Origin of the sequence: Povalibacter sp. (assembly GCF_036735925.1) — a bacterium.
In the GTDB taxonomy this organism is placed as follows: domain Bacteria; phylum Pseudomonadota; class Gammaproteobacteria; order Steroidobacterales; family Steroidobacteraceae; genus Steroidobacter.
In genome coordinates this window covers 1,215-15,155 of sequence record NZ_DAINNK010000101.1, presented here as the reverse complement: position 1 = coordinate 15,155, position 13,941 = coordinate 1,215, and the positions used below count along the sequence as shown (strand labels likewise).

The 13,941-nt window shown below is 65.3% G+C and carries 13 protein-coding genes; 6 read left to right on the top strand and 7 right to left on the bottom strand.

Annotated elements, in window-relative coordinates:
• Positions 1–144 precede the first annotated feature (144 nt).
• The 3 genes from V7D81_RS20920 to V7D81_RS20910 form a co-directional block, all read right to left on the bottom strand.
• A complete protein-coding gene (locus V7D81_RS20920) occupies positions 145–408 on the bottom strand; it encodes a hypothetical protein (RefSeq protein WP_324319946.1) in 264 nt (87 codons plus the stop codon).
• 143 nt (positions 409–551) lie between these two features.
• Complete coding sequence (locus V7D81_RS20915; RefSeq protein ID WP_324319944.1) at positions 552–1,658, bottom strand: Gfo/Idh/MocA family protein; 1,107 nt, start codon at positions 1,656–1,658, stop codon at positions 552–554.
• Between the two features lie 130 nt (positions 1,659–1,788).
• Positions 1,789–2,568, bottom strand: coding sequence for an SDR family NAD(P)-dependent oxidoreductase (locus V7D81_RS20910; RefSeq protein WP_324319943.1), 780 nt, complete (start codon positions 2,566–2,568; stop codon positions 1,789–1,791).
• Between the two features lie 222 nt (positions 2,569–2,790).
• Here V7D81_RS20910 and V7D81_RS20905 point away from each other — a divergent pair, with 222 nt between their 5' ends.
• The 6 genes from V7D81_RS20905 (at position 2,791) to V7D81_RS20880 (ending at position 10,355) form a co-directional block, all read left to right on the top strand.
• Complete coding sequence (locus V7D81_RS20905; RefSeq protein WP_324319941.1) at positions 2,791–4,017, top strand: CaiB/BaiF CoA transferase family protein; 1,227 nt, start codon at positions 2,791–2,793, stop codon at positions 4,015–4,017.
• A 22-nt stretch (positions 4,018–4,039) separates the two neighbouring features.
• Complete coding sequence (locus tag V7D81_RS20900; RefSeq protein ID WP_324319939.1) at positions 4,040–4,330, top strand: hypothetical protein; 291 nt, start codon at positions 4,040–4,042, stop codon at positions 4,328–4,330.
• A gap of 10 nt (positions 4,331–4,340) precedes the next feature.
• Positions 4,341–5,831: a class I adenylate-forming enzyme family protein gene (locus tag V7D81_RS20895; RefSeq protein WP_324319937.1), complete on the top strand. Its 1,491-nt coding sequence runs from the start codon at positions 4,341–4,343 to the stop codon at positions 5,829–5,831.
• 118 nt (positions 5,832–5,949) lie between these two features.
• On the top strand, positions 5,950–7,134 hold the full coding sequence (locus V7D81_RS20890; RefSeq protein WP_324319935.1) for a CoA transferase: 1,185 nt from the start codon (positions 5,950–5,952) through the stop codon (positions 7,132–7,134).
• The gene (locus V7D81_RS20885) at positions 7,128–8,534 is read left to right on the top strand and encodes an amidohydrolase family protein (RefSeq protein ID WP_324319933.1); all 1,407 of its coding nucleotides are present in this window, start codon (positions 7,128–7,130) and stop codon (positions 8,532–8,534) included. The genes V7D81_RS20890 and V7D81_RS20885 overlap by 7 nt, the downstream gene beginning before the upstream one ends.
• An 81-nt stretch (positions 8,535–8,615) precedes the next feature.
• Positions 8,616–10,355, top strand: coding sequence for a CocE/NonD family hydrolase (locus tag V7D81_RS20880; RefSeq protein WP_324319930.1), 1,740 nt, complete (start codon positions 8,616–8,618; stop codon positions 10,353–10,355).
• A gap of 55 nt (positions 10,356–10,410) precedes the next feature.
• Here the strand turns inward: V7D81_RS20880 and V7D81_RS20875 are convergent, their stop codons facing one another.
• From V7D81_RS20875 to V7D81_RS20860, 4 genes are all read right to left on the bottom strand, one after another.
• Complete coding sequence (locus V7D81_RS20875; RefSeq protein ID WP_324319929.1) at positions 10,411–11,379, bottom strand: enoyl-CoA hydratase/isomerase family protein; 969 nt, start codon at positions 11,377–11,379, stop codon at positions 10,411–10,413.
• Complete coding sequence (locus tag V7D81_RS20870; RefSeq protein ID WP_324319927.1) at positions 11,376–11,540, bottom strand: hypothetical protein; 165 nt, start codon at positions 11,538–11,540, stop codon at positions 11,376–11,378. Before V7D81_RS20870 ends, V7D81_RS20875 begins: the two co-directional genes overlap by 4 nt.
• 178 nt (positions 11,541–11,718) lie before the next feature.
• On the bottom strand, positions 11,719–12,480 hold the full coding sequence (locus tag V7D81_RS20865) for an SDR family NAD(P)-dependent oxidoreductase (protein WP_324319925.1): 762 nt from the start codon (positions 12,478–12,480) through the stop codon (positions 11,719–11,721).
• Positions 12,481–12,674: 194 nt separating this feature from the next.
• Entirely contained in the window at positions 12,675–13,868 is a 1,194-nt protein-coding gene (locus tag V7D81_RS20860; protein ID WP_324319923.1) for a sulfotransferase family protein, read from the bottom strand.
• Between the last annotated feature and the right edge of the window lie 73 nt (positions 13,869–13,941).

Genomic DNA, 13,941 nt, shown 5'->3' with positions numbered 1-13,941 from the left:
CCGGCCTGAAAACAGTCAGGCTAAAGCCTGACCTACAGAAAGAAGCGCTTAAGTCAGTGCCATTGGCTTTTACTCCACTTTGCGTGGAGCTTCATCAACAGCGCTGCCGGCGGGCGTCTCTGCTCCGCCGGCAGCGAGGTGCAATTACGACTTGAGCTTGCGAACTTCGCTCTTGGAAAGCGTGGTCGTCAGCTTGCCGTCGACGACCGAAATCGTCGAGGCCGGCACCGTCACCATCTTGCCGTCGACGATCAGCTGGGCGGAGCCATCGCCGGTGACGCGGTAGACGGCGCCCAGACGCACGCCATCGGCACCCAGCAGCATCTTGCCCGCTTCGGCAACCGCTTCACCCGCCATGGCGGACAGGGCGGAAGCCATCATCACTACAACAAGAACCGACTTCTTCACGTGCGTCTCCTCAATGACGGGGCAGGCGAGCTGCCAAGTGTTAAATACCAAGGAACCTTATACCTAGGCAGCTTAGTAATTAATCGATTTGCCGTCAATGACGAGTTTGTGAAATGACGCACGAATTCAGCGATCGACTGATTTCAGGCGATTTCCTCCAGGCGCACCCAGCGTCGCTCGGCCGATGAACGTCGGGCCGCTTCCAGCACCCGCTCGACCGTCCAGGCCTGGTCGAAATCCGGCGCCGCCGGCTGTCTGCCGCCGCGGATGACTTCGATCATCCGGCGCATCGACAGCGCCATCGGATACGCCGGCTGCGGATCGACATCGGCCGTGATGCCGATGTCCGGTGCTTGCGTGAAGCGCGCAGGAATCTCGACCGGTTGCAGAGAACCGCCGAGAGATCCTGCCTGCAGCGTCGTGTCGCGACTGGTCGGAAAACTCGGCGCCTTCGAAATGAAACGGCCCCTGGTGCCGAAGGCATCGAGCAGCCAGCCCGAACCGAGCGTCGCGCTCCATGACACCTGCAGCTGCAGCACCAGTCCGCTCCTGAAGCGCAGGATCAGGCACGCGTAGTCGTTGGTCTCGGGCGCGATGATCTTGCCGTCGGCAAAGCGCCATTCCTCGAGCACGCGGTTGTCGCTGGCGGTGAGCTCTTCGATTTCGCCGAACAGGAACACCAGCATGTGCAGTGCGTGACTGCCGAGATTGCGCATCGCCGATACGCCCTGCCCCGCCTGCGCGAACCAGTTGTACGGAAAGTAGGGGCTCGGATTGTTGAACAGCGACAGATTGAAGAAGCACGAACCGCCGAGCGGCCGGCCGAGAAAATCCTGATCAATCATCTCCCGCAACCGCTGATGCGCCGGCAGCCATTGCGAGAACGCATCGACGATCGCCACCTTGCCGCTGGTCTTCCAGGCGTCGCGCAGCTCGCGCGCCTGATCGATGTTCGCGGCGCAGGGAATGCCGTTGTAGACGTGTTTGCCATGACGCAGTGCGGCCAGCACCATCGCATGGCGCAGGTTCGGGCGCGTGCCGCAATCCACGATGTCGATGCCGGGATCGGCGGCCATGTCCTCGGCATTCCAGAACGGTCGCGCGACGTTGAATTTCTTCGCGGCGGCCTCGGCCGTTTCGCGGCGCGAGGTGCAGATGCCGACGACTTCCACGCCCGGCAGCGAACGCCACGCAGGCAGATGGGCGAATGCGCCCCAGTTGGCGCTGATGATTCCGACGCGCAGGGTCATGTCATGGTCTCCGGCACTCTTTTTTTTCTGCCTGTGGGGCCGGCTTCAGCCGGCCTCTATTTTTTTAAGGAGTCAGGCTGAAGCCTGACCTACAGCCTGACCTACAGGAGGAACAAAGCGTGCAGACGCATCAGCGCGGCTGCATGCGGATGGCGCCGTCGAGTCGCACGGTCTCGCCGTTCACGTAGCCGTTGCGGATCAGTTCGAGCGCCATGCTGGCGAACTCGTCTGCATTTCCCAGACGCGGCGGGAACGGCACCATCGCGCCGAGCGCTTCGAGCATCTGCGGCGTGGCGCGCGACATCGCGGGCGTCGAAAAAATACCGGGCTGGATCGTATTGACGCGAATCCCTTCGCGGGACAGATCGCGAGCGATCGTCAGTGTCATGCCGACGATCGCCGCTTTCGCCGCCGAATAAGCCGCCTGTCCCATCTGGCCCTCGGTCGCCGCAGCCGAGGCCGTGTTGATGAGCACGCCGCGTTCGCCGTCGACGGGTTCGAGCGTCATCATGCCGGCCGCCGCGCGCGTGATGCAGCGGAACGTACCGACCGTGTTCAGCTTGAGCACCCACTCGAACTGATCGGAGGGGAAAATCCTGATCTCGCCCGTCGTCTTGTCGCGGCGCGCGGTGGCGATGGCATTGCCGCCTCCGGCGCAGCTCACGAGTGCGCGCTCCTGGCCATTCGCCGCCCGGGCCCTGGCAAAGGCTTCGTCGACACTCTCATCTGACAGAACGTCGCAGCGGCAGAACACCGCGCCGGTTTCAGCCGCCGCCTTCTCGCCCGTGTCGGGATTGAGATCGAAGATCGCGACCCGGGCGCCCGCGGCCCGCAGCGCTTTGACGGTCGCCAGTCCAAGACCTGAGGCGCCACCGGTCACGACGGCGGCGAGGGAAGAATCGATTCTCATGGGAGGCATCTCCGGGTTGGGGTTCGACTTGCCCTGATCTTGTCCTGGCCTGCATCGTCTTGTGCGCCGCGGCTTGGCGAACCCCGGTACATGCGGCAAGCTTCGGCAGGCGCCGCACCGTATCAAACAACGCTGTTGACTATCAACTCGCCGGGGTGCGGCGGCGAAGGTATGATCGCCAGCCCGGATGCAAGCAATCCGGCAACCGAGAGTGGAGCGCACATGACGCAGGTGATGAAGGGGGTTCGGGTTCTCGAGGTCGCGCAGTTCACCTATGTTCCTGCGGCCGGCGCAGTGCTCGCCGACTGGGGCGCGGACGTCATCAAGATCGAACATCCCCTGCGCGGCGACACGCAGCGTGGCTTTCTCAACATGGGCGGCGTGGTGCTCGATCCCAATCGGCACACGCTGATGGAACATCCCAATCGCGGCAAGCGCAGCGTCGGCATCGACGTCTCCAGGAAGGAAGGCCAGGAGCTGCTGTACGAGATCGCCAGGACCTGCGATGTGTTCCTCACGAACTACCTGCCCTCGGTGCGTCAGAAGAACAAGTTCGACTACGAACACATCAAGGCGGTGAACCCGAAGATCATCTATGCGCGCGGCAGCGCCTACGGCGACAAAGGCCCGGAACGCGACGTCGGCGGTTTCGACGGCACGGCGTTCTGGTCGCGCAGCGGCATCGCGCATTCGATGACGCCGCCGGAACTCGAAGGCCCGCTGACGCAGGGCATTCCGGCCTTCGGCGATTCCATCGGCGGCATGTTCATCGCCGGCGGCATTTCCGCTGCGCTGTTCAATCGCGAACGCACCGGCGAAGGTCTCGAACTCGACGTCTCGCTGCTCAGCACCGCGTGGTGGGCGTCGGGCGCACTGGTGGCGCAGGGCATGGAAAAAGGCGTGATCACGCGCAATGCCATGCCGAACTCCGGCGGGTCCGCCAAGAATCCGCTGATGGGCAACTTCCGCACGTCCGACGGCGGCACCATCAATCTCTGCATGGTCAGCCCGACGGGACTGATCCGCGACGCCTTCGAACACTTCGGCATTCCCGAAGCCGGCGACGATCCGCGCTTCGCCGACGTGCACAAGCTGATCGAGAACTCCAGGGCGGCGAGCGACCTGATCGTCAAGGCGATCGGCAGCAAGCCGTTCGAATACTGGCGCCAGCATCTGAAGACCATGAAAGGCCAGTGGGCGCCGATCCAGAGCCTCATCGATCTCGCCAGCGACGAGCAGGCCATCGCCAACGACATGATCATCGAAGTCGAAGCGGCCGATGGCGGCAAGCCGCTCAAGCTGGTGCGCAACCCGGTGCAGTTCAATCACGAACCGGTGAAGACCACGCGCTCGCCGCAGGCCAACGAACACACCGAGACCTTCCTGATGGAAATCGGTTTCGAGTGGGATCGCATCGAACAACTGAAAGCTGCAGGCGCCATCGCCTGACCTACAACTACCGACGACCAACATGAAACCGGGAACGAAACTCAAAAGCGCGGTGTGCGACACCGAAGTCATGGTGATCAAGGCTGCCGACGTCGCCGTCGATTGCGGCGGTGCGCCGATGGCGGCGGAGCGTCCCGCCGAACGCGGCGTCATCGATCCCGCCTTCGCCGCAGGCACGAAGATGGGCAAGCGCTATGTCGATGAGGCCGGCACGCTCGAACTGCTGTGCGTGAAAGCGGGCCAGGGCTCGCTGTCCGTCGGCGGTGTCGCGCTCAAGCTCAAGGACGCCAAGCCGCTGCCCGCCTCCGACTGAAATCGCCTCGATGAACATTTCGCTTCTTCTCCAGATGGCTGCCGATGCCGAGCCGGATCGCATCGGACTGGTCTGCGACGGACGTCGCTGGTCGTACGGCTCGCTGCTGCGCGCCGCGCAGGGCGCCGCCACGTTGATGCAGAAGAGTGGCGCCACTCATGTCGCGCTGCTCGATGAGAACAGCGAAGCCGCGGCGATGGCGCTGTTCGGCGCGGCCCTCGCCGGCATTCCCTATGTGCCCTTGAACTATCGCCTCGCCGATGCGGATCTCGCCGCGCTGCTGGCGCGCATCGCACCGGCGTTCATCGTCGGCGACCAGGCGCGCGTCAACCGCCTGAATCCCGACGGCGGTCACGTCACGCTGTCGCGTGCCGAGTTCGTCGCGCAGGCCGAGCAGGCGGAACCGCATCCGGGCGCAGAAGAAGTCGACGGCGCCATCGCCGTGCAGCTTTTCACGAGCGGCACCACGGCGGCACCGAAAGCGGCGCTGCTGCGTCATGCGAACCTGCTCTCGTACATTCTCGGCACGGTCGAGTTCGGCTCGGCTTCGCCGGAAGAAGCGGCGCTGGTGAGCGTGCCGCCGTATCACATCGCCGGCATCTCGGCGCTCATGAGCTCGATCTACTCGATGCGCCGCATCCTGCTGCTGCCGGCATTCGAACCCGACGCCTGGCTTGCGCTCGCTGCTGCCGAACGCGCCACCAATGCGTTCGTCGTGCCGACGATGCTCTCGCGCATCGTGGCGCGCATGGATGCCGGCGCCAGAGCGGATCTCGGCACGCTGCAAGCCGTCGCGTACGGCGGCGGACGCATGCCGGCCGAGCTGATCGAACGCGCGCTGGAGCTGTTCCCCGACGTCGGCTTCACCAATGCCTACGGCCTGACGGAAACCAGCTCGACCATCGCCCTGCTCGGCCCCGACGATCATCGCGCTGCACATCGTTCCGCCGATCCGGTCATGCGTGCACGTCTCGCCTCGGTCGGCAAACCGCTGCCGACGGTCGAGATCGAAGTGCGCGACGAGGAAGGCCGGAAGCTGCCCGTAGGCGAGCGCGGCGAAATCCATGTGCGCGGCGAACAGGTGTCGGGCGAATACAAGGAGCGCAAGGCGCTCGACAACGATGGCTGGTTCCCGACCCGCGACGCAGGCTGGATCGATGCCGACGGTTATCTGTTCCTCGCCGGTCGCGCCGACGACGTCATCGTGCGCGGCGGCGAAAACATTTCGCCGGGCGAGATCGAAGACGTGCTCATGACGCATCCCACCATCGCCGATGCCGCTGCCGTTGCCGTACCGTCCGTCGAATGGGGCGAAGCCGTTGGCATCGCCGTCGTCGTGCGTCCGGGCCAGACGGCGCCGAGCGAAGACGAACTGCGTTCGCTGATCAAGAACCGGCTGCGCTCTTCGCGCGTGCCGGAGCGCATCGCCGTGCTGAACGCCCTGCCCTACAACGAAATGGGCAAGCTGCTGCGGCGCGAGGTCCGCGCGCTCTTCCGTTGATGCTCATGCTGTGGGGCCGGCTTCAGCCGGCCTGCAAGAAGTCAGGCTGTGACCGAAGGGAATCCCGCGGGAAAGCCTGACCTACAGAAGAAAGAAGCAACACCGACCGCCGACCGCAATGAACGACCCGCAGATCCCGCTCGCCGTCTGTGCCGATCGACTGCTCGCTCGGCTCGCCGGCGCGACGGGATCGCAGGCGATCGCAGCGCTCGACGGCCAGACGCTGCTCGGCGAACGCGCCCTGCTCGCGGGTTCACGCATCCCCGCACGCATCTCGGCCGGCGGCGGCTGTCGTCTGTTCGACGCGCTCGACGACACCCTCGCCCTGAACCTCGCGCGTCCCGACGATCGCGAATCGCTGCCGGCGCTGTTCGAATCCGACACGCTCGACGTCGGCGACGACGAGGCGATTGCGGCGGCGATTGCCGCCAGGCACGCCGGCACGCTCGTCGCACGCAGCCGGCTGCTGGGGCTGGCGATTGCAGCCGAGCATGAAGCGTTTCCTGCCGGTATCGCTCCCTGCATCGAACTCGCACGCGGCGCAGCGGCGCAGCCGCCACCACGCGCTCCCCGCGTCGTCGATCTCTCCGCACTCTGGGCCGGACCGCTGGCTTCGCACCTGCTGTGGCTCGCCGGCGCCGAGGTCATCAAGGTGGAAAGCCGCCGCCGTCCCGACGCCATGCGCGAAGGCGATGGCGAGTTCTACGCGCTGCTGAATCAGGGCAAGCAGAGCGTGGCGCTGGATTTCAAGGACACCACCGACCTGCACGCGCTGCGCTCGCTCATCGCGAGCGCCGACATCGTCATCGAAGCCTCGCGGCCACGTGCGCTCGCACAGCTCGGCATCGACGCCTCAGCCTTCGTCCGCGACACGCCGGGCCTCGTCTGGATCACGATCACCGGGCACGGCGCGAACGGTGCCGCGGCCGACTGGGTCGGCTTCGGTGACGACTGCGGCGTTGCCGCCGGCCTCAGTGCGGCATTGCACGCCGCCAGCGGACGCACGGGCTTCGTCGGCGACGCCATCGCCGATCCGCTCACCGGCGTGTTCGCCGCCGTCGAAGCATGGCAGGCATGGTCGTCAGGATGCGGCGCACGGCTCGGCATCGCGATGAGTCATGTCGTCGCGCACGCGCTGACGCAGGCACGGGCGGAAGATGCGGACGGATTCGCACGACAGTTGCGCGACTGGAGCGCGGCAGCCGGACAGCCGTTCCCGGAAGTGCGGAAACGCAGCATCGGACCGCTCCCCGCCTTCGGCGAACACACCCGATCGTTTCTGGCGCGGGTTGCGCGATGCTGATCCGTCGCACCGAACTGTTCGGCGCAGGCATCGCCGACGTGCGGATCGACGCCGGCATCGTCAGCGCGATCGGCGACCTCACCGCCCTGCCCTCCGAAGAAGTCATCGACGCCGCCGGCGGCCTGCTGCTGCCCGGCCTGCACGATCATCACATCCACGTCGCCGCCCTCGCCGCATCGTTGACGTCGGTGCGCTGCGGTCCACCCGACGTGAACGATGCGGAAGCATTCGCCGCGCGCCTGCGCACATCGGGCACCGGCTGGCTGCGCGGCATCGGCTATCACGAAAGCATCGCCGGCATGCTCGACGCCGCGACACTCGATCGATTCGTCACGCAACGCCCTGTCCGCCTCCAGCATCGCTCGGGCCGCATGTGGTTCTTCAATTCCGCCGGCCTCGAGTTGCTGCTGTCGCACGGCGATGCCCCGCCCGGACTGGAACGCATCGACGGCCGCTACACGGGACGCCTGTTCGACGAGGACGCCTGGCTGCGGCGCACGCTGGGCAGTTCGCCGCCCTCGTTCGCCCCGGTGGGTTCGGCGCTGGCGCGTGTCGGCGTCACCGGACTCACGGAAATATCGCCGACGAACGATGCCGCGATGGGCCGTCACTTCATGCACGAGACGCGCAGCGGCGCACTGCCGCAGCGCGTGCTGCTGGCCGGCAGTCTCTCTCTGTCGCACGGCGATACGGGCGGCAAGGTGCAACTCGGTCCGGCGAAGCTGCACCTGCACGAAGCCAACCTGCCGGACCTCGACACTGCAACGCAGTTCATCCGCCACGCGCACGACGCCGATCGCGGCGTCGCCATTCACTGCGCCACCGAAGTCGAACTCGTCTATGCGCTCGCCGCGCTGCGCGATGCCGGCGTGAAATCAGGCGACCGCATCGAACACGCTTCCGTCGCGCCCGACGATGCGATCGAAGAGATCGCACGCCTGAACCTCGCGGTCGTCACTCAACCCCATTTCATCCGCGAACGCGGCGATGCCTATCGAACTGACGTCGAGGCGGCCTCGCAGCGACTGCTGTATCGCCAGCGCGCCTTCCTCGATGCCGGCGTGACGCTGGCCGGCGGCAGCGACGCACCCTTCGGCCACTACGATCCGTGGGCTGCGATGGCGGCGGCCGTCGATCGCCGCACACAACAGGGCGCGATCATCGGCGCGAGCGAAGCACTCGCTCCGGAAGAAGCACTCGACCTGTTCCTGCGCGTGCCTGATGCGCTCGACCGGCGCCGCACGATCGCTGTCGGCGTAGTCGCCGATCTCTGTCTGCTCGATCGTCCGTGGTCACGGGCACGTTCGGCGTTGTCGTCGGCTTGCGTGCGCGCCACGTTCGTCGGCGGGGTGAGGGTGTTTGAGCGTGATTCGGAGAGGGAGCCGCGAAAGACCGCATAAAAGAAGATTGGCGTCGCCACTTGCGGACGCGGCAGGGATTGGGAATCCTTGCCGCGTCGTCGAATGACAGGGACCCATGACGTGCGACGTTCCATCCTCTTCACAAGCTGTGCGCTCGCCTTCTGTATCGCGGTTGCATTGCCGGCCCCCGCAGCCACGGAAGGCGACGATTCACGCTACGACACCCGGCAGGACGTCCTGATCAGGACGCCTGACGGCGCGACGCTCTCCGCGGTCGTCATGCTCCCGAAAGGCAATTCGACGCGGCTGCCGACGCTGCTCACGCTCACCATCTACAGCAACGTGGCCGATGCGCTCGCCTGGTGCAGGCCGGCCGTCGATCGTGGCTATGCCTGCGTCAACGCAGACACGCGCGGCAAGCGACTCAGTCCCGACCCGATCGTGCCCTACGAGCACGACGCCGAGGATGCGCATGCGATTCTCGACTGGATCGTGCAGCAGCCGTGGAGCAATGGCAGCGTCGGCATGCGCGGCGGCAGCTATTCGGGTTTCACCGCCTGGGCGGCGACGAAGCGCAAACATCCGGCGCTCAAGACGATCGCCGTTTCGGCCGCGGCAATTCCCGGCTTCGGACTGCCGATGTACAACAACGTTTTCCTGAATGCGAACTACGCCTGGGCCTTCTACACGACGAACAACAAGCTGCTCGACGACCAGGCGAACGACGATCGCGACCGCTGGTCCCGCATGGCGCGCAACTGGTTCAAGAGCGGACGACCCTACCGCGAGATCGATCAGGTGGACGGTACGCCCAACCCGTGGCTGCAACGCTGGCTGCAGCACCCCACCTACGACGGCTACTGGCAGCGGATGGTGCCGTACGGGCATGACTACGCCGGTATCGACATACCGGTACTGACGATCACCGGTTACTACGACGACGGCCAGATCTCGGCGCTCCAGTTTCTGAAAGAGCACTATCGTCATCGACGCGACGCCGAGCACTACGCGGTGATCGGCCCCTACGATCACCTCGCTACGCATTGGGAGAAGAAGCCGCCGGTGCTGCGCGGATATGAGATCGACCCGGTCGCGCAGTTCAGCACGCCGGACCTGGTGTTCGACTGGATGGATCACGTACTGCGCGGTGGTCCGATGCCCGCACTATTGAAGGACCGCATCAACTTCGAGGTGATGGGCGCGAACGAGTGGCGACATGCGCCGTCGCTCGACGCCATGAGCGCACTGCGGCGCACGCTCTACTTCTCCAGCGTACGCACCGGCGACCATCTGCAGCTTGCTTCCGTCAAACCCGCAAGCAGCGGCAGCAGCGAACATGTCGTGGACTTCACCGATCGCAACGTCTTCAACAACTTCAATTCCTATCCGTATCCGATACAGGGCGTGAAGTTCCGATTCATCACCGAGCTGCAGTTCCTGAGCGAGCCGTTCGCGCAGCCAACGGTACTGAGCGGCGCTCTGCGAGGCGTCGTGAACGTGACGATCAACAAGAAGGATTTCGATTTCGGCGTGACCGCGTTCGAGGTGATGCCCGACGGCACGCTGTTCAATCTCGGCTACTCATTGCAGCGCGCGAGCTATGCCCGGGATGCAACCCGCCGTCGGCTGCTCCAGCCCGGCAAGACGACCGCGATTGCATTTGCGACGACGGTCGTGAGCCGCAGGCTCGCGGCGGGCAGCCGGCTGCTGGTGCTTTTCGACGCGAACAAGAATCCCGGTGCGCAGGTGAACTACGGCACCGGCAAGGAGGTGAGCGACGAATCGATCGCGGATGCCGGCGAGCCGCTACGCATCCGGTTGCGCAACGACAGTTTCATCGAGCTGCCGCTGAGCGAATGAGCTGAGTGAAGCAGGAAATGCAGTACCGGCAAGTGGACTATGACCCGCGCCTTGGTCATTCCAGGCCGGCTGAAGCCGGCCCCACAGGAGGAGCCTCGTCCGTGATCGCATCGATCAGTCCCCAGCGCAGCGCTGTCGCCGCATCGACGCGCTCGCCGGACAGCATCATGAGCGCCGCTCGTTGCCGGCCGATGCGGCGCGGCACGGAGACGCAGCCGCCGGCACCCGGCAGCAGTCCCATCGACAGCTCCGGCAGCTGGAACCACGCGCCCTTCGTTGCGGTCACGCGCTGCGCGAACGCGGCCATTTCCAGACCCGCGCCGATGCACGCGCCCTGGATGTGAACGTCGACGATCTCCGGCCGGCGCGCGATGGCACGCGCCGGCAGCGTGCGGCAGCGGATGTCGTGTGCCGTCGCCGCATCGCGCGTGGTGCCGAATTCGTCGAGATCGCCGCCGGCGCTGAACGCCGCACCGACGGCGCGGAATTTCACGGCACGGATGTCGGGATCGAGCGCTGCGACGGTGAACGCTTCGAACAACTGATCGCGCATGGCGCGATCGATGGCGTTGCGGGCCTGCGGCCGGTTCAGCACGACCCGCAGTTCATCGTCCTGCCGATCGAGGATGACGCTGCCCGGGACCGTCGAAACCTTCGCGTGATTCCGCGCAGCCAGCCATTGCGCGTACTCGGCGCTGGCCTGCAACAGTCCGTAGCTCAGCGATTCCAGCGTGAGCGCACGATCGAGCGATTGTCCTTCGGCAACGCGCAGCAGCTGCACGATCACCGCCGCCGCATGCGGATTCGCCTCCACCTGACGGATCAGCGTTTCCAGCGCGATCGGCGCTTCGATGATGGCATCGAGCGTTGCCGCCAGTGGATGAGCGCGCTCGCCCAGCCCGATGACGGGCACCGACGGCAGAGGCTGCAGGCCGGCATCGCGCGGCCACGTATCGAGATCGACGAGGGCGAGCGCCTGCGACGAGACGGCCTGCAATGGCTGGATCAGGTATCGCGCGATCATTTCGCGTACGGCGCCCGCAGCGCCTTCTTGTCCGGCTTGCCGACAGCGGTCTGTGGAATGGCGTCGACGAAATGCAACAGCGGACTGTCACGCCGCTGGTTCAGCGCATTCACCAGCAGGTCCGGAACGTAGAGTCGGCGATGCAGATCTTCGGGATGCATGGCGCAGTGATGACACAGCCGCTACGGGCTTCGCAAGATGCCCGGGCTTTCTTCCTGTGGGGCCGGCTTCAGCCGGCCCAAGCGTCAGGCTGAAGCCTGACCTACAGCAGAAAAGACGCCAATACATCAGGAAGGCCGCCCTGGCGACGGGCCGCGGAAGAATGCGCTCATCGCGCCATCAGCCGCGCCAGCCCCGCAATCGATTGCCGGCGTCGCAGGTCACGATCTCGGCGGTGATGAAACGCGCGTCGTCGGAGGCGAGGAACAGCGCCAGCGAAGCGATGTCGTCCGCCGTGCCGTGCAGCTTCAGGATCTGCTGCCCCTGCACGCGCGCATAGGTTTCCGGCGGCAGGCTGCCGCGCGAGGCCGGCGTTTCCATGAGGCCGGGCGCAATCGCATTGACGCGGATGCCGTCGGCGCCGAAGGAACCCGCCATGCCGAACGTCATCGCATTCAGCGCCGCCTTGGTCACGCCGTAGGCCGTGCCCGGCAGGTAACTCGCCATCGAGGTGATGTTGACGATGTTGCCGCGCGCCGCGGTCAGCGCCGGACGCAGTGCCTGCGCGAGGCGCAACGGCGCCACAGTGTTGACGGCAAAAAACCTGAGCCACTTTTCCTGCGAGAGATCGGCGAAGCCGGTAGCGATTTCGCCATACGCCAGGCCTGCGTTGTTGATGAGCACATCGATGCGCGGCTGTTCGCCGAGCAGCTTCGCGCCCAGTTCGGCGATGCCGGCCTCGCTCGCAAGATCGACGCGATGGCCGGAACACTTCGCTCCCTCACCGCGCAGCGACGCGACCGCCGCTTCGAGTCCTCCCTCGTCGATATCCGTCAGGACGAGCGCGGCACCCTCGCTCGCGAAGGCGCGTGCAAATGCCTGCCCCATGCCGCCGGCGGCACCGGTGATGACGACGAGCCTGTCCTTGAACCGCTGGGCCATGGCGTTCTCCTGGCTGAAGAAACCAAGAGTAACCGCAAAGAACGCATAGAACGCAAAACAGAAGAACTGGCCGCAAAAAGCGCAAAAGGCGCAAAAAAATCCTGATGTGGAGTTCTGCTTTTGCGCTTTTTGCGGCTACTTCCTTTCTCTTTCTTCTATGCGTTCTATGCGGTTACTCCGCTCTTCTCTGAACCTCAGCCTTCCGCCTCGACGTCGTACGCCGACAGATAGCGCTCGAACATGCCGCGCAACTTGTCCGGGGTCAGGTTGTACTGCGCCAGCTTGTATTCGTGCCGGCCGAACTTGTCCTGCGGATTGTCGTCGAGCCACGCCGTCATTGCGGCTTCGGCGGCTGGCGTGAACGCGTCGCCGAGCGCCTGGTACAGCGTGCGCATGGTCGGCAGCGGATTGCGCATCAGGTCGGCGTAGTGCACGTCGATGATGCGGTCGTGACCGATGCGTGCGCGCGTATCCATGATGCGGCTGGCGTGTTCGACGGCCTGATACGAACAGTCCTCGCCCAGCCATTCGGTATCGACCTTGCCGAGGAATCCCATGTGCGCCAGCGACAGCAGGCTGCAGAACGAACCCGTCGCGGTGAGCGGATCGCGATGCGTCCACACCAGGCGTGCATCGGGGTAGACCTCGAGCAGCGTGTCGAGATACAGCGCGTGCGACGGCATCTTGAGATTCCAGATGCCGGGCGCATCGGCCTGCAACAGCTGCAGGAAGCGCTTGTGATACCGGTAGGTCGAAGTCAGGTCGATGTCGTTGCCGAACAGGTAGTCGCGATAGTTCGGCAGGCGCCCGCGCGATTCCCACATCAATGCCTTGAAATCGGAATTGATGAAGAACATGCACTCGTTCGGATAGATCGCCGAGTTGCGGTAGTACTTGCCCATCTCGGGCCGCGCCGCGAGCATCTTGCGCTCCATCTCCAGCCGGGCGAGCGCACGCGGATCGTTGTAGAGCGTGGCGGTGCTCGGCGGCGGCACCGGATCGTCGATTTCCCACGTGAGTGGCGAGCGTCGCGCCGGATCGGCGGCCAGCAGATTGCTCAGCAGCGTCGTGCCGGTACGCGGCACGCCGAACACGAACACGGGCCGTTCGATCGGACGCTGCAGCAGTTCGGGATGCTGATCGAGATACGCCGTCGCTTGGAGTCGATTCGCGAGCGCCGCCACCATCGTCGCGCGGAAGCGCTGCGCGCCCTGCTCCGGATAGTCGACCTGGCTGGCGTCGGCGAGAAGAACGTCGAGGCCTTCGCGGAAACTCTCGCTGTCGAAGCGTTCCAGTCCGGTCGTGCGCCGCGCTTCGGCAATCAGGTCAGCGGCGTTGAACTGCTGCGCCATGTCGTCCCCCGTCGGATGAGCATTGAGTCGGGGCATCTTCTGCCCCGTTCGCCGCAGCCGCAACGAGGTTTTCTTTGTGCGACGGGCCGCAGTGTTGCGAACGGGCCGC

What these genes read in the sequence shown, in the direction of transcription:
- V7D81_RS20875 (WP_324319929.1), bottom strand. Translation starts at nt 11,379, where the DNA reads ATGATCGCGCGATACCTGATCCAGCCATTGCAGGCCGTCTCGTCGCAG.
- V7D81_RS20905 (WP_324319941.1), top strand. Translation starts at nt 2,791, where the DNA reads ATGACGCAGGTGATGAAGGGGGTTCGGGTTCTCGAGGTCGCGCAGTTC.
- V7D81_RS20870 (WP_324319927.1), bottom strand. Translation starts at nt 11,540, where the DNA reads ATGCATCCCGAAGATCTGCATCGCCGACTCTACGTTCCGGACCTGCTG.
- V7D81_RS20890 (WP_324319935.1), top strand. Translation starts at nt 5,950, where the DNA reads ATGAACGACCCGCAGATCCCGCTCGCCGTCTGTGCCGATCGACTGCTC.
- V7D81_RS20915 (WP_324319944.1), bottom strand. Translation starts at nt 1,658, where the DNA reads ATGACCCTGCGCGTCGGAATCATCAGCGCCAACTGGGGCGCATTCGCC.
- V7D81_RS20865 (WP_324319925.1), bottom strand. Translation starts at nt 12,480, where the DNA reads ATGGCCCAGCGGTTCAAGGACAGGCTCGTCGTCATCACCGGTGCCGCC.
- V7D81_RS20900 (WP_324319939.1), top strand. Translation starts at nt 4,040, where the DNA reads ATGAAACCGGGAACGAAACTCAAAAGCGCGGTGTGCGACACCGAAGTC.
- V7D81_RS20860 (WP_324319923.1), bottom strand. Translation starts at nt 13,868, where the DNA reads ATGCCCCGACTCAATGCTCATCCGACGGGGGACGACATGGCGCAGCAG.
- V7D81_RS20885 (WP_324319933.1), top strand. Translation starts at nt 7,128, where the DNA reads ATGCTGATCCGTCGCACCGAACTGTTCGGCGCAGGCATCGCCGACGTG.
- V7D81_RS20910 (WP_324319943.1), bottom strand. Translation starts at nt 2,568, where the DNA reads ATGAGAATCGATTCTTCCCTCGCCGCCGTCGTGACCGGTGGCGCCTCA.
- V7D81_RS20895 (WP_324319937.1), top strand. Translation starts at nt 4,341, where the DNA reads ATGAACATTTCGCTTCTTCTCCAGATGGCTGCCGATGCCGAGCCGGAT.